General features: G+C 69.3%; 15 protein-coding genes. 11 read left to right on the forward strand and 4 right to left on the reverse strand.

The genetic code is table 11. The features are described from left to right. Positions 1 to 56 precede the first annotated feature (56 nt). The 9 genes from pyrH (at position 57) to ITJ57_RS09030 (ending at position 7,992) form a co-directional block, all read left to right on the forward strand. Positions 57 to 770 carry a UMP kinase gene (pyrH, locus tag ITJ57_RS08990; protein WP_194669725.1) on the forward strand — a complete coding sequence of 238 codons (714 nt, stop codon included), beginning with the start codon at positions 57 to 59 and terminating at the stop codon, positions 768 to 770. 72 nt (positions 771 to 842) lie between these two features. Beyond that, positions 843 to 1,397, forward strand: coding sequence for a ribosome recycling factor (frr, locus tag ITJ57_RS08995; protein WP_056006819.1), 555 nt, complete (start codon positions 843 to 845; stop codon positions 1,395 to 1,397). A 71-nt stretch (positions 1,398 to 1,468) separates the two neighbouring features. Then, on the forward strand, positions 1,469 to 2,515 hold the full coding sequence (locus tag ITJ57_RS09000) for a phosphatidate cytidylyltransferase (protein ID WP_194669726.1): 1,047 nt from the start codon (positions 1,469 to 1,471) through the stop codon (positions 2,513 to 2,515). Positions 2,516 to 2,570: 55 nt separating this feature from the next. After that, positions 2,571 to 3,128: a DivIVA domain-containing protein gene (locus ITJ57_RS09005; RefSeq protein WP_370582281.1), complete on the forward strand. Its 558-nt coding sequence runs from the start codon at positions 2,571 to 2,573 to the stop codon at positions 3,126 to 3,128. Between the two features lie 75 nt (positions 3,129 to 3,203). Next, entirely contained in the window at positions 3,204 to 3,872 is a 669-nt protein-coding gene (locus tag ITJ57_RS09010) for a lytic transglycosylase domain-containing protein (protein WP_200921020.1), read from the forward strand. A gap of 56 nt (positions 3,873 to 3,928) precedes the next feature. Beyond that, positions 3,929 to 4,219 (forward strand): hypothetical protein, encoded by a 291-nt coding sequence (locus ITJ57_RS09015; RefSeq protein WP_194669728.1) that lies wholly within the window; start codon positions 3,929 to 3,931, stop codon positions 4,217 to 4,219. A 55-nt stretch (positions 4,220 to 4,274) separates the two neighbouring features. Further along, on the forward strand, positions 4,275 to 5,018 hold the full coding sequence (locus ITJ57_RS09020; RefSeq protein WP_194669729.1) for an alpha/beta hydrolase: 744 nt from the start codon (positions 4,275 to 4,277) through the stop codon (positions 5,016 to 5,018). A gap of 119 nt (positions 5,019 to 5,137) precedes the next feature. Beyond that, positions 5,138 to 7,006 carry a hypothetical protein gene (locus ITJ57_RS09025; RefSeq protein WP_194669730.1) on the forward strand — a complete coding sequence of 623 codons (1,869 nt, stop codon included), beginning with the start codon at positions 5,138 to 5,140 and terminating at the stop codon, positions 7,004 to 7,006. Beyond that, positions 7,003 to 7,992 (forward strand): tetratricopeptide repeat protein, encoded by a 990-nt coding sequence (locus tag ITJ57_RS09030; RefSeq protein ID WP_194669731.1) that lies wholly within the window; start codon positions 7,003 to 7,005, stop codon positions 7,990 to 7,992. Before ITJ57_RS09025 ends, ITJ57_RS09030 begins: the two co-directional genes overlap by 4 nt. Positions 7,993 to 8,077: 85 nt before the next feature. Here ITJ57_RS09030 and glgB read toward each other — a convergent pair whose 3' ends face one another. Then, the gene (gene glgB, locus ITJ57_RS09035; RefSeq protein WP_194669732.1) at positions 8,078 to 10,360 is read right to left on the reverse strand and encodes a 1,4-alpha-glucan branching protein GlgB; all 2,283 of its coding nucleotides are present in this window, start codon (positions 10,358 to 10,360) and stop codon (positions 8,078 to 8,080) included. Beyond that, positions 10,357 to 12,411, reverse strand: coding sequence for a maltotransferase domain-containing protein (locus ITJ57_RS09040; protein ID WP_228506555.1), 2,055 nt, complete (start codon positions 12,409 to 12,411; stop codon positions 10,357 to 10,359). Before ITJ57_RS09040 ends, glgB begins: the two co-directional genes overlap by 4 nt. Before the next feature lie 184 nt (positions 12,412 to 12,595). Between ITJ57_RS09040 and glgP the strand changes: the two genes are divergently transcribed. Next, positions 12,596 to 15,169, forward strand: a complete 2,574-nt coding sequence (gene glgP, locus ITJ57_RS09045; protein WP_194669733.1) for an alpha-glucan family phosphorylase — start codon at positions 12,596 to 12,598, stop codon at positions 15,167 to 15,169. 14 nt (positions 15,170 to 15,183) lie between these two features. Here glgP and ybaK read toward each other — a convergent pair whose 3' ends face one another. Continuing rightward, positions 15,184 to 15,675, reverse strand: coding sequence for a Cys-tRNA(Pro) deacylase (gene ybaK / locus ITJ57_RS09050; protein WP_370582282.1), 492 nt, complete (start codon positions 15,673 to 15,675; stop codon positions 15,184 to 15,186). 2 nt (positions 15,676 to 15,677) lie between these two features. Beyond that, positions 15,678 to 17,720 (reverse strand): glycogen debranching protein GlgX, encoded by a 2,043-nt coding sequence (glgX, locus tag ITJ57_RS09055; RefSeq protein WP_194669734.1) that lies wholly within the window; start codon positions 17,718 to 17,720, stop codon positions 15,678 to 15,680. 67 nt (positions 17,721 to 17,787) lie between these two features. Between glgX and ITJ57_RS09060 the strand changes: the two genes are divergently transcribed. Then, positions 17,788 to 19,011 (forward strand): cysteine desulfurase family protein, encoded by a 1,224-nt coding sequence (locus ITJ57_RS09060; RefSeq protein ID WP_194670360.1) that lies wholly within the window; start codon positions 17,788 to 17,790, stop codon positions 19,009 to 19,011. Positions 19,012 to 19,027 lie beyond the last annotated feature (16 nt).

A 19,027-nucleotide genomic window follows, 5' to 3' on the forward strand; every position in this document is an offset into this window, starting at 1 on the left:
GGACAGGGCGTGGCTCCGGGCACTAGGTTGTGTGAGGGACGAGGGAGGACAGGCGGATGCCGGAGAAGAAGCGCAGGGTACTGCTCAAGCTGTCAGGTGAGGCGTTCGGAGGCGGCCAGCTGGGCGTCAATCCTGACGTCGTCGGGTCGATCGCCCGGGAGATCGCCGAAGCGACCGCCGAGGTCGAGGTCGCCGTGGTCGTCGGAGGAGGCAACTTCTTCCGTGGCGCGGAGCTCAGCCAGCGCGGGATGGACCGCGGGCGAGCCGATTACATGGGCATGCTCGGAACGGTGATGAACGCCCTCGCACTCCAGGACTTCCTGGAGCAGGCCGGCGCCGCGACCCGCGTGCAGTCCGCCATCGCCATGACGCAGGTCGCCGAGCCGTACATTCCACTCCGCGCCGAGCGACACCTCGAGAAGGGTCGCGTCGTGATCTTCGGCGCCGGCGCCGGATTGCCCTACTTCTCGACCGACACCGTCTCGGCGCAGCGCGCGCTGGAGATCGGCGCTGTCGAGGTGCTCGTCGCGAAGAACGGTGTCGACGGGGTCTACACCGCCGACCCGCGCGTCGACCCGACCGCGACGAAGATCGACACGATCTCCTACCAAGAGGCACTCCAGCAGAGCCTCAAGGTCGTCGACTCGACGGCGTTCAGCCTCTGCATGGACAACGGGATGCCGATGCGGGTCTTCGGCATGGAACCCGCCGGGAACGTGACGGCAGCCATCCGTGGCGCCGCGATCGGCACCCTCGTCACCTCGGCGTAGGCGGCAGGGCGGCCCGGCTCTGCGTCGTCGCCCGACTAGACTGAACCCAGTAATGCAATCAAAGGAGTGCTCGTGATCGCGGATGTCCTCTCGGATGTTGGTACCCGGATGTCGAAGGCCGTCGAGGCCGCGAAGGATGACTTCGCCACGGTGCGTACGGGTCGCGCCAACCCCCAGCTGTTCCAGAAGGTGCTGGTGAGCTACTACGGCACGCCGACCCCGCTCGCCCAGCTCGCCTCCCTGCAGAACCAGGAGGCGCGCACCATCGTCGTGACACCCTACGACAAGACCGCGCTGCGCGACATCGAGCAGGCGATCCGGGACATCCCGAACCTCGGCGCCAATCCGACGAACGACGGCACGGTCATCCGGGTCACGATGCCGGAGCTGACCGCCGAGCGTCGCAAGGAGTACGTGAAGATCGTCCGCGGTAAGGGCGAAGACGCCAAGGTCTCCATCCGGAACATCCGTCGCAAGGGCAAGGACGACCTCGAAGCCCTCAAGAGCGAGGTCGGGGATGACGACGTCGCGCGCGGGGAGAAGGAGCTCGAGGCCGTCACCAAGTCGCACATCGACGCCGTCGACGCCGCGCTGAAGGCCAAGGAGACCGAGCTGCTCTCGATCTGAGCCGCTGTCCGTCTGCTGATTCCGTTCGCCGCCCGGTCAATCGATCGACGGCCGGCCCGCTGGAGGTACCTGTGGAAGACGATGTCGCTTCCGGGCGGTCGACTGAACCGGCGACGCCGGAACCCGGCAAAGCCGGCAAGGTCGGACCGCAGGAGCTGCGGTCGCAGCTGAAGGACCGTCGGGCGAAGTTCGAGCGCCAGGTCGAGGTCACCAGAGCCGACATCGAGCGCCAGGTCCAGGCTACGAAGGCGCAGTTCGACGCGACGAACGAGCGCATCGAAGCCCGTGTCGGCCGCAACCTGGTCAACGCCATCCTCATCGGGGTGGCAGCCGGCGGCATCATGCTCGTGAGCCTCATCATCTTCAAGGTGATCTTCGTGGTGCTCGCGTCGGCCGTCGTGGCCTTCGCAACACTGGAACTGCGCAAGGCCCTGGAGCACACCGGCCGTCGGGTTCCGGCGATCCCGACGGTGATCTCGGCGGTCGCCATGCAACCGGCCGCCTTCTTCCTGCACGACGTGTGGCGGTGGTCTGTCGTCCTCCTCGGCATCCTGCTGGTCATCGTCTGGCGGGTGGCCGAGCAGCTCATCGCCACCAGGCGCACGGATCTCCCGACACTCGTCCGCGATCTGGCATCGGGGACCTTCATCCAGGTCTACGTGCCGTTCCTCGCGTCCTTCGCCGTCTACCTCGTCGCCCAACCGGACGGCGAGTGGTGGACGCTCGCCTTCCTGATCCTCGTCATCTGCGTCGATGTCGGCGCCTACGCGAGCGGTCTGTCCTTCGGCAAGCACAAGATGGCGCCCGTGATCAGCCCGAACAAGACGTGGGAGGGCTTCGCCGGGGCCGGTGTCGCGGCGGTCGTGGCAGGTGTCCTCCTCGCCATCCTGATGCTCGGCGTCCCGTGGTGGGTGGGCGTCCTCCTCGGTCTCCTGCTCCTCGGGAGCGCGACGGTCGGCGACCTCGCCGAGTCGCTCATCAAACGCGACATCGGCGTGAAGGACATGAGTTCGTGGCTTCCCGGGCACGGTGGATTCCTGGATCGACTCGACTCCATCCTGCCCTCGGCCGTCGTCGCCTACGTGGTCTACCTGCTCTTCGGCGGGCTCGCGAGTTGAGCCGTCGGCCAGCTCGGTTTCGCCTGATCAGTCCGTGATGGGGGAGAATGGTCCGGTGAGCACGATCTTCCCCACCTCCAAGCGTTCGAAGCGTGGCTACGATCCGGCCGAGGTCGACGAATTCCTCGACCGCGCTCGCGCGGCCTACGCACAGGACGCCGAGGCCGACGCCGACACGCTGCTGTCCGCTGGGGACATCCGTCAGGTGGCCTTTCGACTGGTGCGCGGTGGGTACAGCACCGAGCACGTCGATGCCGCGCTGGAGCGCCTCGAGGACGCCTTCTCCCTCCGGGAGCGCGAGCGGTCCGTGGAGGAGCGAGGCGCGAAGGAGTGGCTTCGCGACGCCCGTGGCACCGCGCAGGTCATCCTCAACCGGCTGACCCGTCCCGAGGGTCAACGGTTCAACCGGGTGAGTTTCCTCGCGCGGGGGTACAGCCGGAAGGACGTCGACGCTTTAGCCGACCGCCTCGTCGCCTACTTCCACGACGGGACGCCGCTCAGTGTCGACCGTGTGCGGACCGCCGTGTTCCGTAATGAATGGGCCGGCTATCGCGAGTCGCAGGTCGACGCCCTGCTCGACAGCGTCGTCGACGTCATGCTGGCGGTTCGCTGAGGGTCCTCCTCTGCGGTGGCCTGTTCCGGTGTTCTCGGCTACCATCGATGCATCGTGCCTCAACACTCAACTGACGTGACTCCATGGAAACCATCAGCCCAGCCGAACTCCGGCAAGGCTGTTCAGTCCTACCGTCGTCCGCGTTCGCGTGGCAAGAAGGTCCTCGGGATCTTCGCGGCCACTGCGGCGTTCGGCTTCGTGGCGGTGACGATGGTCGACCCGACCTCGAGCGTGGTGGCATCCTCCTACGCTGAGAAGCAGGCACAGTTCGGCGGGAACGCCGCGCAGTCGGTGGTGGCCAGCTCGAACTTCCAGTACACCTTCGCTCGCGACAGCTACGAGGTCGTCGCCCCGCCGCCCCCGCCGCCACCCGTGGCCGCTCCGGCCGCGACGGACAAGGGCTCCTCGTCGGGCAGTGCTCCCGCGGCGGGAACGCCCGACCCGGGTACGGCTCAGGCCATCGCCTATGACATGGTGATGGCGAACGGCTGGGGAGAGGGCGAGTACAGCTGCCTCGTGTCCCTCTGGAACCGTGAGTCCGGCTGGAACGTGTACGCGTACAACGCGAGTTCCGGCGCGACCGGTATCCCGCAGGCGCTGCCGGGCTCGAAGATGGCTTCCGCAGGTGCGGACTGGGCGACCAACCCGGCCACGCAGATCACCTGGGGGCTCGGGTACATCACGAGCCGCTACAGCACTCCGTGCGGTGCGTGGGCCCATTCGGAGTCGAACGGCTGGTACTGATCCGACCCGCGCGCCCGCTCGACGGGTGTCGGAGAGGCTGTGCCTAGACTTGACCCATGCCTCGACATCACCGCCATCGGCCTCGGCCAGGCGACGACGAGGGCAACGGGCTCGACCGGCTGCTGGCGGGGTGGAAGCGCACCGAGGACCACCGGGACGGTTCCTGGCATGTCCAGCCGGTGTCCGGTTCCAGCGCACAGAAGACCTACATCTGCCCGGGCTGCGGGCAGACGATCCCGCCCGGTACCGCGCACGTGGTGACCTGGCGTGCGGACGGGGTGCTGGGGGATCAGGCGGACATCGCCGCCCGTCGCCATTGGCATGACCGTTGTTGGCGGATCCGTTGAGCCCGGTCCGGTCGACCGGTGACGCGAACGTTCCGCTCCGAGGAGGAGACACCCCATGACCGACACCATCGAGATCCGCGGCGGGACCGAGCTGCCCGCCGTCCGCGAGGACATCGAGCTGCGCACCAGCGACGGCCTGACCCTCGTCGGCGAACTCGCCGTGCCGGCGGACGGCCCGATCGTCGCGACCCTGGTGACCCTGCACCCGCTGCCGACCGCCGGCGGATTCATGGACTCCCATGTGCTCCGCAAGGCCGCCGCGCGCCTGCCGGCCCTGGCGGGGGTCGCCGTCCTCCGGTTCAACACGCGGGGGACCTCGTCGCCGCGCGGGACGAGCGACGGCGCTTTCGACGGCGGCGTGGCTGAACGGGCGGACGTCGAGGCCGCGTTGGCCTTCGTCGCGGAGCGCGGACTCCCGCACCCCTGGTTGCTCGGGTGGTCGTTCGGAACCGAGTTGGCGTTGAAGTACGGACGCGAGGCGGCCGTCGACGGGGTGATCCTCCTCTCGCCGCCGCTCCATCGGACCACCGAAGACGAGTTGCGCGCATGGGCCGACGACGAACGCCCGATGATCGTGCTCGTCCCGGAGTTCGACGACTTCCTCCGGCCACCGGAGGCGGCGGAGCGCTTCAACGTCCTCCCTCGGGCGACACTCGTACCGGTCGACGGCGCGAAGCACCTCTGGGTGGGGGAGAGCCAGACCCGACGCGTCCTCACCGAGATCGTGGCAGCGGTGCACCCCGAGGCGTTACCGCTGCCGACGGAGTGGCCGACGCCCGATCGTTCAGCGGCCGTCTAGCCGCCTCCCAGTCACGTCCGATAGCCTGAACCACCTGCGTCTCGTGCCGGCCCGACCCGCCGGAGCCCGTCGGGCGCATGATCACCCGCGTCGTCCCCGGCGCCAGAGGAGAGTATTCCGTGCGTTTCGTTCTCGCCATCGCCGCGTTCGTCGTGGCTGCCGTCATGATCGTGACCGGCATCGCGCAACGGACCGTGTTCCTCCAACCGGGCACGTTCAGCCTGTCGGCGACGGTGGACGACGGCGACCGCTTCATCGTCGTCCCCGGGAGTGTGCTGCAGTCGCAGCCGGGTGCGCAGTCCATCGTCGCGAGTGCCGGCGGTGACACACAGGTGTTCATGAGCTACGGACGCGCGGACGACATCACCGCCTGGCTGGGGGACGAGCCGTACAGCCGGGTCGGCGTGAACAGTGCCGGGACCGCGCTGACGACGACGAGCGTCGTCCCAGACGCCGACGGCTCCACGGACGACGGCGACGCGTCACCGAGCGACCAGCCCTCGACCGCTCCCTCCCCGGAGCCGACCGCAGCCACCCCCACCGACGACAAGGGTCCCGACCCGCGCGGGTCGGACCTCTGGCTCGGTGAGTACGACGAGGCGGGCGCCGTCATCGCGACGGTGAACCTTCCGAAGGACATCGACGTCCTCATCGCGACCGACGGCAGCGCGGCCGCCCCAGACTCCCTCCGCCTCTCCTGGCCGCTCGACAACGCCACACCGTGGGCGGGGCCGCTGATCGCGGGCGGCATCGTCGTCCTGCTGGCCGGCATCGTGTTGTACCTCTCGGGCATCCAGCGGATGCGTCGCTCCCGCGGCCCGCGCCGCAAGGGTCCCGGCCAAGGACAGAAGGGCCTCACCAAGATGTCGAGACAGCCGAAGCCGCGTCGTCCCCGAGAGCTCGGCGCCGGCAAGACCAAGGGCGGTCCGCTCCGCCGTTCCCTGGTGATCGGGGTGCCCCTCGTCCTCGTCGGGACGCTCGGGCTGAGCGGATGTTCGCAGGACTACTGGCCCACGATCGGTGCGCCGTCCCCGACGCCGACGGTGACTGCGACCGACCTCCCGGCTGACAGCCAGGATCAGGACTTCGCTGCCCCCGTCGTCACCGTTCCGCAGGTGGAGCGCATCGTGTCGCGCATCTCGACCGCTGCCTCCGAGGCCGACGCCGCGCTCGACGGCACCGCCGCAGCGGTCCGGTTCGCCGGTCCGGCGCTCGCGGAACGCACCGCGAACTACGCCCTCCGTGCGAAGGTCGCCGACGCCGCCGGTGCGACGCCCATCCCGGCGTCGCCCGTCACCCTCACCCTGCCGCAGGCGACCGACGCGTGGCCGCGCACCGTGATGACCGCGATCCAGGACAAGTCGGACGAGACGGTGTCGCCGACGGTCCTCGTCATGACGCAAGAGGACCCGCGGTCGAACTACCAGGTCGTCTACGCGGAGAAGCTCCTCGAAGGCGCACGGCTCGAGAACGTGGCTCCGGCGACGATCGGCGCTGCGAGTGTCCCGCCGGATTCGAAGCTGCTCGTCATGCCACCCGAGCAGATCGCCGCGGCGTACGCCGACATCATCACCAACGGTGACGCGAGTTCGTTCGCCGGTCTCTTCGACGCCGACGGCGACGTCTTCCGCACGCAGGTCGCCGCCGACCGCGCGACGAAGGCCGCCGGCCTGCCGACGACCGCGAGCATCGCCTTCTCGGCCGCCGCCGGGACCGGGCCGAACGTCGCACTGGCGACCAACGACTCGGGTGCGATCGTGGCGGTCAACGTCCAGGAGGGTGAGACGGTCAGCGTCGTCACCGCCGGTGCTACCGTGAAACCTCAGGGTGCTGTCGCCGCGCTCTCGGGGATCACCGAGAGCGCGAAGGGCACGCAGGCCACTTACGGCGACCAGCTCCTGTTCTACGTGCCAGCCGTCAACTCCGGAGAGAAGATCACTTTGCTCGGTTTCACCCAGACCCTCACCGCCGCATCGGAGCTCCCGTGAGCGCCGCGGAGCCGAGCGCGGCGCACCTGCGCGGCGCCGTCGACCTGTCCGGCCTCGCGCGTCGCCACCAGGCGCCGCCCGCCGGAGCACCGGCTCAGCCGGGTCAGCCGGGCGCTCCCGCCGAGGCACCAGGCGCAACCACCGGACAGACCGTCGAGGTCCCGTCACTCGTCTTCGACGCGACGGACGACGGATTCGGGCAGGTCGTCGAACTCTCCTCCGTCGTCCCGGTCGTGATCGACCTGTGGGCCGAATGGTGCGGGCCCTGCAAGCAGCTCTCGCCGGTACTCGAACGTCTCGCCGCGGAGTACGCCGGTCGATTCGTGCTCGCCAAGGTCGACGTCGATGCGAACCCGCAGCTCTCGCAGGCGTTCCAGGCCCAGTCGATCCCGATGGTCGTCGCAGTCGTCGGTGGTCGTCCCGTGCCGATGTTCAACGGTGCGATCCCCGAGTCCCAGGTGCGTGAGGTCATCGAGCAGCTGCTCCAGTTGGCCGCACAGAACGGTGTCTCAGGCCGTGCCATCGTCGCCGAGGGAGCGGCCGCAGCCGAGGCGGAGCCGGTGGAAGCACCCCTCCCGCCGTTGCACGCCGAGGCGTACGAGGCCATCGAACGAGCGGACTACCCCACCGCCATCGCCGCATACGAGAAGGCCATCGCGCAGAACCCGAAGGACGACATGGCGGTGGCCGGCCTCGCTCAGGTGCGACTCCTGCACCGTCTCGGCGGGAAGACGCTCGAGGAGATCCGCAGCCGCGCTGCGGCTGCTCCCGACGACCTCGAGGCCCAGTTGGCGGTCGCCGACCTCGATCTGTCCGGCGGACACGTCGACGACGCCTTCGACCGACTGCTCACGATGTTCCCCGAGCTCGACCAGACGGACAAGGACACGGTCCGGACGCGCCTCCTCGAGCTGTTCCAGGTCGCCGGCGTCACCGATCCCCGCGTGATGCGGGCGCGGGCTCGGTTGACCGGCCTGCTCTACTGATCCGTCCCGATCCAGCCAACGACGAAGGCCCGCCTCCCTCAGGAGGCGGGCCTTCGTGCTGCAGCAGGGGTGCGACCGCCCTGGCTCAGTCGACGTGCTTCAACCAGATCATGCCGAGCGGGGGGAGGGTGAGCTCCGCGGAGGCCGGACGGCCGGCCCACGGCGCCGCCGTGGCCTCGATCGATCCATAGTTCCCGACACCCGAACCGCCGTACTCGACGGCGTCCGTGTTGAGCAGTTCCTCCCACCGGCCGGCACGCGGGAGGCCGATCCGATATGGCCCGACGGGCGCTCCGGAGAAGTTGACGAGCGCGGCGATGACGTTGCCCTCGTCGTCGGAGCGGATGAACGACAGCACGCTGTTCTGCGCGTCGCCGGCATCGAGCCACTCGAAGCCGGCGGGGTCGTGGTCGAGCGCCCAGAGCGCGGGATGCTGCGTGTACACCGCGTTGAGCCGCGCGACGAGCCCGAGCAGGGCTCGGTGGCTCGGCTGATCGAGGATCCACCAGTCCAGCCCGCGCTCCTCCGACCATTCGGACGGTTGACCGAACTCCTGGCCCATGAAGAGGAGCTGCTTGCCCGGGTGGGCCCACATGAATGCGAGGTACGCGCGCATGTTCGCGAGCTGCTGCCAGTGGTCACCCGGCATCTTCGCCAGCAGTGAGCCCTTGCCGTGGACGACCTCGTCGTGGCTGATCGGCAGGAGGAAGTTCTCGCTGTACGCGTAGACCATCGAGAACGTGATCTCACCGTGGTGGTGCGAGCGGTAGAGCGGGTCGTACTGCATGTACTGGAGCGAGTCGTGCATCCAGCCCATGTTCCACTTCAACCCGAAGCCGAGACCGCCCTCGCTCGTGGGCGCGGTGACGCCGGGCCAGCTGGTCGACTCCTCGGCGATCATCACGATGCCGGGGTTCCGGCGATACGCGGTCGCGTTCGCCTCCTGGAGGAGGCTGATGGCCTCGAGGTTTTCTCGTCCTCCGTGGACGTTCGGGAGCCACTCGCCGTCCTTCCGCGAGTAGTCGAGGTAGAGCATCGAGGCGACGGCGTCGACGCGGAGACCGTCGACGTGGAACTCCTCGAGCCAGTAGAGGGCGTTGGCCACGAGGAAGTTCTTGACCTGCGGCTGGCCGAAGTCGAACACGAGGGTGCCCCAGTCCGGCTGCTCGCCGCGTCGCGGGTCCGGGTGCTCGTACAACGGCTGACCGTCGAAGTTGGCGAGGGCCCACTCGTCCTTGGGGAAGTGGCCGGGGACCCAGTCCATGAGCACGCCGATCCCGGCGCCGTGGAGCCGGTCGATCAGGTACTTCAGGTCATCGCTCGAACCGAAGCGGCTCGTCGGTGCGTAGTAGCCGGTCACCTGGTAGCCCCACGAGCCGCCGAAGGGGTGCTCGGCGAGCGGCATGAACTCCACGTGCGTGTATCCGAGCTCGCGGATGTACTCGATGAGCTGGTCGGCGAGGTCTCGGTAGCCGAGGCCGGGACGCCACGACCCCACGTGGAGCTCGTAGACGCTCATCGGGCCGTTGTGCGGGTCGCTGGCGGCCCGACGCTCCATCCAGTCGGCGTCGTTCCAACGGTGGTCGCTGACACCCGTCACGGATGCGGTCGCAGGGGACCGCTCGGTGAACCGGGCCATGGGGTCGGACCGTCGGACCCAGCGGCCGTCCTGGGCCAGGATCTCGAACCGGTACAGCTCGCCAGGACCGATGCCCGGGATGAACAGCTCCCAGACTCCGGTTGCGCCCATGTTCCGCATCGCGTGTGCGGTGCCGTCCCAGGAGTTGAGGTCGCCGATGACGCGGACGGCCCGCGCGTGCGGAGCCCAGACGGCGAATGCGGTACCGGCGACACCCTGCTGCTCGGTCACGTGTGCGCCGAGGGCATCCCAGAGCCGCTCGTGGCGTCCCTCCCCGATGAGGTGGAGGTCGAGCTCGCCGATGGACGGGGCGAAACGGTAGGGGTCGTCTGCGCTCCAGATGGAGCCGTCCCCGTACCGTGCGTCGAGCGTGTAGTCGAGGATGCCGTCGATGTGGAAGCCCTGCCAGATGCCGGAGCGGACGTGGGCGAGCTCCACGCGTGCTCCGTTGGCGAGGACCGCCGTGACCTGTTCGGCCAGAGGACGACGCGCTCGCACCACGACGAGGGGGTCGCTCACCCCGCCCAGGTCGACGAGGTGCTGCCCGAGGATCTGGTGCGGATCGTGGTAGCGGCCTTCCGAGACCGCGTCGAGGATCCAGTCGTCGACGGACGGCAGTGGGAGCTCGCGCGGTGCCGGGGCCACCTCGGCTGCCGGGGGAGCGGCAGCCCGGCGACCCGAGCGCTTCGGAACCGCGGCACCGTCGGCGGATGGGGGGATGGTCGTCATGGTCGGATCCTCACGCTCAGGATGTGCACGGGTTCGGTGAAGGCGTCGAGGCGCACGAAGTTGCTGTCGGACCAGATCCACTCGGCCCCGGTCACGAGGTCAGTGACGTCGAAGGTGCCTCCCGGCACGCCGCCGAAGACCGTCTGGTCGAGGTGCACCATGGTCTGTCGTACGGAGTGCGGGTCGAGGTTGGCGACGACGACGATCGTGTCCGGCTCACCCGTCCCGGTGAACTGCTCGTCGAGGTGCTTGCTGTAGACGAGGATCTGGTCGTCGTCGCTCCAGTGGAAGCTGATGTTGCGCAGCTGCCGGAGCGCGGGGTGCGTCCGTCGGATCTGGTTGAGGAGGGTGAGGTACGGCGACAACGACGTCCCGGCCTCGTCGGCCGCCGCCCAGTCCCGCGGCCGGTACTCGAACTTCTCGCTGTCGATGTTCTCCTCCGCGCCCGGGCGGGCGACGTTCTCGATGAGCTCGTACCCGGCGTACACCCCCCAAGTGGGTGCTGCCGTCGCAGCGATGGCCGCACGAACCTTGTACGCGGCCCGTCCGCCGAACTGGAGGTATTCCGTCAGGATGTCGGGCGTGTTCACAAACAGGTTCGGGCGGAGGAAGTCGGCGGTCTCGGTGGCCGCCGCGCCGAGGAACTCCTCGAGTTCCTCCTTGGTGTTCCGCCACGTGAAGTACGTGTAGCTCTGCTGGAAGCCCACCTTCGCGAGCCCCTGCAGGAGCGCCGGACGGGTGAACGCCTCCGCGAGGAAGACGACGTCGGGGTCGGTGCGGTTGACCGTCGCGAGGAGCCACTCCCAGAAGTCGAGCGGCTTCGTGTGCGGGTTGTCGACCCGGAAGATGCGGACGCCGAGCGAGATCCAGTGGCGGACGATGCGTAGCACCTCGGTGCGGATGCCCTCCGGGTCGTTGTCGAAGTTCACCGGGTAGATGTCCTGGTACTTCTTCGGCGGGTTCTCCGCGTACGCGATCGTGCCGTCCGGCAGTGTCGTGAACCACTCGGGGTGCTCGGTCACCCAGGGGTGGTCGGGCGAGGCCTGCAGGGCGAGGTCCAGTGCGATCTCCAGGCCGAACTTCTTCGCCTGACGGACGAAGGAGACGAAGTCCTTCTCGGTCCCGAGGTCGGGGTGGATCGCGTCGTGGCCGCCGGCGGCACCACCGATGGCCCAGGGCGATCCCGGGTCGTGTTCGCCGGGGGTCAGGGTGTTGTTGGGTCCCTTACGGAACGTCTCGCCGATCGGGTGGATGGGTGGCAGGTACAGGACGTCGAAGCCCATCGCGGCCACGGCGGGGAGGCGCGCTGCGGCCGTCCGGAAGGTGCCGGAGGCCCAGGACCCGTCCGGGCGCTGCTCGGCACCCTCCGACCGGGGGAAGAACTCGTACCACGAGCCGACGCCGGCCCGCGTACGTTCGACCCTGATGCGTCGCTGCTCACTGGTGCTGGCGAGCCCCGCGAACGGACGTCGTGCGGCGATGGCGAGCAGTTCCGCATCGTCGAGGACGGCGAACCTCGCGTCCGGATCGGCATCGGCGTCGCGGAGCAGCTTGGCGGCTGCGGTGAGGAACCGGCGGTCCTTGGCTGGTCGGAGCTTGTCGGTCGTGGCCCGCTCGAGCAGTTCCGCTCCGATGAGGTACATGAGCTCGACGTCGACGTCGGCCTCGATCTTCACCCGGGCGTTGTGCTCCCAGGTGCCGAACTCGTCGGCGAAGGCGCGCACCTGGTAGCTCCAGGTCCCCTCGGTGGCGAGCTGGACCTGGACCTCGAAGCGGTCGGTACCCGCGGCGCCGGGCGCCATCCGATGGGCCGCCGTCTTCCCGCGGGGGTCGGTGAGCAGGAGTTCGACCCCGATGAGGTCATGGCCTTCTCGGAACGCGGTCGCCCCGAAGGGCACCACCTCTCCCGAGAACGCCTTGGCCGGCCAACGCCCGCCTTCGACGGAGGGGGTCGGATCGAGGATCGGGATGCGCCCGATGTTCGGGGTGAGTGTGAGCGACACCGTTCCGGCGTCGTCGACGGTGGAGGACTGCGGTACTGACTTCGGCATAGTGCGTTCCATCTCCTTCGGTGCCACTCGTCCGACCGTACCGCGAAACGTGGGCCGATGAAGGGCCGCGCGGGGTGTCGCGCGTCATGCTAAGGCCGACGGTGTGGTGCGGTTCCCGCAGGCTGGGTGGCGGTGGGCCGGACCGCCGGTCGGGCCGCAGATGGGGGTGCCCTAGAGTGAGCCCGTGAAGGCTATCCGCAGGTTTACCGTCCGTGCACTCATCCCGGAGTCCCTGACCTCGCTGACCGCCCTCGCGGCGAACCTCCGGTGGTCGTGGCATCAGCCGACGCAGCGCCTCTTCGACGAGATCGCCCCCGACGTCTGGCGGGAGTCCGGACACGACCCGATCACGGGCCTCGGCCTCGTCACTCCGGAACGGCTGGCCGAGCTCGCCGCGGATGCGGACTTCGTCGGTCGCGCCGACGCACTCCACGCCGACCTCCGCCGGTACCTGGAGGAGCCACGCTGGTACCAGGGTCTTCCCGACCCGAAGCCGCAGACGATCGCCTACTTCTCTCCCGAGTTCGGTGTCGCCGCCGCGCTCCCGCAATACTCGGGCGGCCTCGGGATCCTCGCCGGAGACCACCTGAAGAGCGCGTCGGACCTCGGGGTGCCCCTCGTCGGTGTCGGCCTCCTGTACCGCTCGGGGTACTTCGCCCAGTCGATCACGAACGACGGGTGGCAGCAGGAGTCCTATCCCGTGCAGGACCCCGACGGGCTCCCGCTCACGGTCCTCCGGGAACCGGACGGGACGCCGGTCACGGTCACCCTGGCCCTGCCCGACGACCGCAGCCTGTCCGCGCGGGTCTGGATCGCCGAGGTCGGACGCGTCCCACTCCTGTTGCTCGACACCGACATCCCCGAGAACGTCGCGGAGTTGCGTGCGGTCACCGACCGGTTGTACGGCGGCGGCGGTGAGCATCGCCTCCACCAGGAGCTCCTCCTCGGCATCGGCGGTGTCCGGGCGATCAAGCAGTGGAGTGAATTGACGGACCACCCGCTCCCGCAGGTGTACCACTCGAACGAAGGTCACGCCGGCTTCCTCGGCCTGGAACGGATCAGCGACCTCGTCGGGAACGGCCTCTCCTTCGACGAGGCGCTGCAGCTCGTTCGTGGTGGCACGGTGTTCACCACTCACACGCCAGTGCCCGCCGGCATCGACCGCTTCGAGAACGACGTGATCGAGCGGTACTTCTCGGGCGACCTGCTCCCCGGCGTGGCCGCACCGGACGTCCTCGCGCTCGGCGACGAGACCGCGAACGGCGGCTCGCCGGAGGTCTTCAACCTGGCGATCATGGGACTCCGTCTGGCGCAGCGCGCGAACGGCGTGAGCCGACTCCACGGGGAGGTCAGTCGTGCGATGTTCCGAGGCCTCTGGCCGGGGTTCGACGTCTCCGACGTGCCCATCACCTCCATCACGAACGGCGTGCACGCCCCGAGCTGGACGGACCCGGCCCTCATCGGGTTCGCCGACGAACGGTGGGGTGGGATCGAGCCGGGCCGCGCCGACTGGGCCGGTCCGTCGGTATCCGACGACGAGCTCTGGGCGCTCAAGCGGGGGATGCGCGAGCGCCTGGTCGCCGATGTGCGCCGTCGGATCGCCGAGGGCTACCGTGCGCAGAATCCGCTCGCCGTCGTGCCGTCCTGGATCGACGACCTCCTCGACCCGGAGGTCCTGACCATCGGGTTCGCCCGACGGGTGCCGGGGTACAAGCGCCTCACCCTCATGATGCGCGACCCGGACCGACTCCGCTCGCTGCTCCTACACTCGGATCGACCGATCCAGATCGTCGTCGCCGGGAAGGCACACCCCGCGGACGACGAGGGGAAGCGCCTCATCCAACGGCTCGTGCAGTTCGCCCAGGACCCGCTTCTGCGCGCACGCATCGTCTTCCTGCCGGACTACGGCATCGGGATGGCCAAGACCCTCTACCCGGGTTGCGACGTGTGGTTGAACAACCCCCTCCGGCCACTCGAGGCCTGCGGGACGTCGGGCATGAAGGCGGCGCTCAACGGGGCGCTCAACCTGTCGATCCTCGACGGCTGGTGGAACGAGTACGCGGACGGGGAGAACGGGTGGGCGATCCCTTCCGCCGACGGCACGCCGGACGACGACGAGCGCGACGCCCTCGAGGCCGCGTCGCTCTACGACGTCATCGAACACCAGCTCGCGCCCCGCTACTACGACCGCGAGCACGGTGCACCGCCGTGGCGCTGGTTGCAGATGGTGCGGCACACGATCTCCACGCTGTCGGAGCCGCTCAGCGCCGACCGGATGGTGCGCGAGTACACCGAGCGGATGTACCTTCCGGCGGCGGCGATGGAACGTGCGTTGTCCGCGTCCGATCAGCTCGGCGCCCGCGATCTGGCGGCCTACAAACGACGCGTGCGGGACGCCTGGCCGCAGTTGGCCGTCGCCCACGTCGAGAGCGGCGGTGTCGACGAGGTCCCGCAGGTCGGCGACGTGCTGCGGTTGCGCGCATACGTCCAGCTCGGCACGCTGTCACCGGACGATGTGACCGTCGAGGTGGTCTCGGGGGTCCCCGGTCCAGCGGGCGAGCTGCTCGACGTCGGTTCGCAGCCGCTCGATCAGCAGCAGACCCCGTCCACGAGCCGACCGGAGCACACGCTCGAATACGCGGGCACCCTGCCGCTCGATCGCGCGGGCGGCTTCGGGTACACGGTCCGCATCGTCCCGAAGCACGAGTTGCTGCTCACGCCGGCGGAACTCGGACTGGTGGCCCTGGCCGACCAGTAGGGGCGACTCCAGGATCAGCGCGCGATCGGAGCCACCACCGCGGACGTTGCTGTACGTAGCCCCTCCGGGTCGAGTTCGAGGTCGAAGCCCCGCCGCCCACCGGACACGAACACCGTCTCGTGGTCCGTCGCGCTCGCATCCAGGACGGTCGGTATCGCCGTCCGCTGGCCGATCGGGCTGATGCCGCCGACCACGTACCCGGTCTTGCGCTCCGCGACAGCTGGATCGGCCAGACGCGCGCGTTTCCCGCCGACCGCTGTGGCGAGCACCTTCAGGTCGAGCTGCCCGGAGACCGGGACGACGGCCACGACGAGCGACCCGTCGACCTCGGCCATGAGGGTCTTGAAGACACGGGACGGATCGACGCCGAGCGCTGCGGCGGCTTCGAGCCCGAACGCGGTCGTCGACGAGTCGTGCTGGTATGGCCGCGGGGTGAAGGCGATCCCGAGGTCGATCAACGCGAGCGTCGCCGGCGTGCTCGCGCCCTCGGCCTTCCGTCGCGCCACCGTCAGACGGCCTGAAACAGCTGCATGGACGTGGCGGCGACCGAGACCGTGCGCCCGGGGGAGAACTCGTCCTCGCCGGCCACCGGGACGTCGTCCGCGGAGTTCCAGATGCGTCGGTAGGCGGTCACCCCGTCGTGTTCCGGCAACGTGACGTCGACCGGTTGCTCGACCCCGTGCACGATGAGCAGGACGCGGTCGAGCGCCTCGGACTCCGGCGTGCTCGTCGAGAAGAACTGCAGGGTCCGGTTCCGGGGGCTCGTCCAGTCGTCCGTGCTCATCGTCCCGCCGGTCGCGTCGAACCAGTCCATGGCGCTCGCGCCGGGCACCGACGTCCCTGCCGCCCCGAAGTGCTCGGGACGGAGTGCCGGATGCTCCCGCCGCAGCTCGAGGAGCCTGCGGCTGTGCGCGAGGAGCTGATCCTGCCAGGGTTCCCGCGCCCACCCGACCCAGGTCAGTTCGGAATCGTGACAGTAGGCGTTGTTGTTGCCCCGCTGGCTGCGCCCGAACTCGTCACCCGCGGTGATCATCGGGATGCCGGCCGACAGCAGGAGCGTCCCGAGCAGGTTGCGCATCGCCTTCCGGCGGGCCGCGAGGATCGCCTCGTCGTCCGTCGGACCCTCGGCGCCGTGGTTGAACGACCGGTTGTTGTCGGTCCCGTCCCGGTTCGACTCGCCGTTGCCGACGTTGTGCTTCACGTCATACGACACGAGGTCGGCGAGCGTGAAGCCGTCGTGGGCCGTGATGAAGTTGACCGAAGCGAGCGGCCCGCGCTCGGCGGAGAAGGTGTTGCTCGATCCGGCCAGCCGTGTCGCGAAGCCGCCGATACCCACGGGGGCGTCGGCGCGTCTGGCGTAGTCGATGTCGGAGAGCCAGAAGTTGCGCACACGGTCGCGGTACCGGTCGTTCCACTCGTGCCAGCCGCTCGGAAAGTTGCCGGTCTGCCAACCGCCCATCCCGACGTCCCAGGGCTCGGCGATCATCTTCGCGTCGACCAGCGCCGGATCGCTGATGATCGCGCCGAGCAGCGGGTGGTCCGGGGTGAACTCGACCGCCTCGTTCCGACCGAGCGTCGCGGCCAGGTCGAAGCGGAACCCGTCGATCTGCACCTCCTCCGCCCAGTAGCGCAAGGAGTCGAGCACCAGGCGCTGGGGGACCGGGTGGCCGAAGTCGACGGTGTTGCCGCACCCGGTCACGTCGATGTACGCGCCGGTGGCGTCCTGGCGGTAGTAGCTCGCGTTGTCGATCCCGCGGAGGCTCGTGCGTGGGCCGCCCGGCCCCTCCTCGGCGGTGTGGTTGTAGACGACGTCGAGGATGACCTCGAGCCCCGCCTCGTGGAGCAGCTTGACCATGCCCTTGAACTCACGGAGCACCGCGTCGGCGCCACCCGCCTGGGCGGCCTTCGTGGCGTACGCGGCATGTGGGCTGAAGAAGTTGAGGGTGTTGTAGCCCCAGTAGTTGACGAGGCCCTGCTTGATGAGGCGCTGCTCCGAGGTGTACGCGTGCACCGGCAGGAGTTCGACGCTCGTCACGCCCAGGTCGTGCAGGTGCGCGATCATCGCGGGATGGGCGAGCCCGGCGTAGGTTCCGCGCAGCTCCTCGGGGACGTCGGGGTGCAACTTGCTGAGCCCCTTGACGTGCGCCTCGTACACCACGGTGCGGTCGAGCGGGATACGCGGTTTCTGCACACCGCCCCAGTCGAACGCGTCGTCGACGACGACGGAGCGCCACTGCTCGGCGGACACCCGCGCGAGACCGCGAGCATACGGATCGAGGAGCAGCAGGTGCGGGTCGAAGGCGTTGTTCGGTGTCGACGGCCCGGACGCACGAACGGCGTAGCGTCGACCGTGCACGAGCTCGTCGGACCGCGCGCTCCACACCGCACCCTCGTCGCGGGTCATTTCGACCGACTGGGTGATCCAGTTCAGATCCTTGTCGTCGAAGATCACGAGTTCGAGTGCATCTGCATGCTCCGACCACAGACGGAGCTCACCACCGGACGGGCCGAGGCGGACGCCGAGATCGTGGAGGGGGTCACCAGCGTTCATGGGTTCTACAGTAGTGAGTGCAGCAGTCGCCGAGATCCGCGGACGCGGCGACGAGAGGAGGGGCGGCATGGTGGTGTACCTGGACCACGCCGCCACGACCCCCGTGCGTCCCGAGGTCATCGACGCCTACGCGGCCGCCATGGCCACCGTCGGGAACCCCGCATCGATCCACGGACCTGGGCAACAGGCTCGCCGGTTCCTCGAGGAGGCTCGGGAGCGGATCGCACAGACCCTCGGCTGCGATCCGATCGAACTCGTCTTCACCTCGGGCGGCACCGAGTCCATCAACCTCGCGCTGAAGGGGCTCTACTGGCACCGCCAACGGGACCGTCGCCGCCCCGCGGTCCTCGCACCCGCCGGCGAGCACCACGCCACCCTCGACACCGTCGAATGGCTCGAACGCCACGAGGCCGCAAGGCCGTTGTGGGCCCCGCTCGACCACCTCGGAGCCGTCTCGCTCGAGCGCACGGCGGAGCTCTACGCCGAACACGGCGACGACATCGCCGTCGCCACGGCCCTGTGGGCGAACAACGAGGTCGGCACCATCCAGCCCGCCGGACGACTCGCGGCGCTCGCCGCAGCAGCGGGCGTGCCGTTCCACCTGGACGCCGTGTCGGCATACGGTCATCTGCCGATCGACCTGGCCGGCCTGCGTGCCGCGTCCGGTTCGACCGGGGCCGGCGGTCTTGTGGCCATCAGCGTGTCCGCGCACAAGATCGGCGGGCCGGTGGGGGTCGGCGCTTTGGTGGTCAGCCGGGCGGCGGTCGTGGAGCCGTTGCAGCACGGTGGCGGCCAGCAGCGTGGCCTCCGCTCGGGTACGCAGGACGTCGCAGCCGCGATCGGGTTCGCCGTGGCCGCCGAGGCGACTGAGCGGGAGCGGGTCGCCGAGCAGCAGCGGTTGCAGGCGCTCCGGGACCGGCTCATCGCGGGCGTACGTTCCTCGGTGCCTGAGGCCGAACTCACCGGCGACCCGGTGGAACGACTGGCCTCGAACGTGCACCTCGTCCTTCCGGGGACCCAGGGCGACTCCATGCTCTTCCTCCTCGACCTCGCCGGGGTCGCCGTGTCGACGGGCTCTGCGTGTCAGGCCGGTGTCCCCGAACCGTCCCACGTCCTGCTCGCCATGGGGCGCTCGGAGTCGGACGCCCGCGCGGCCCTGCGGATCACGCTTGGCAGGACGACGACGCAGGACGACGTCGACCGCTTCCTGCAGGCGCTTCCCTCGGCCTACGCGCAGGCGAGCCGGGCCGGCTCCGCGGATCGCGACACGGCACTCGGCGCGCGACCCTGAGTCGGCGCGCGCCTGA

Source organism: Plantibacter sp. VKM Ac-2880 (genome assembly GCF_015351235.1).
GTDB lineage: Bacteria > Actinomycetota > Actinomycetes > Actinomycetales > Microbacteriaceae > Plantibacter.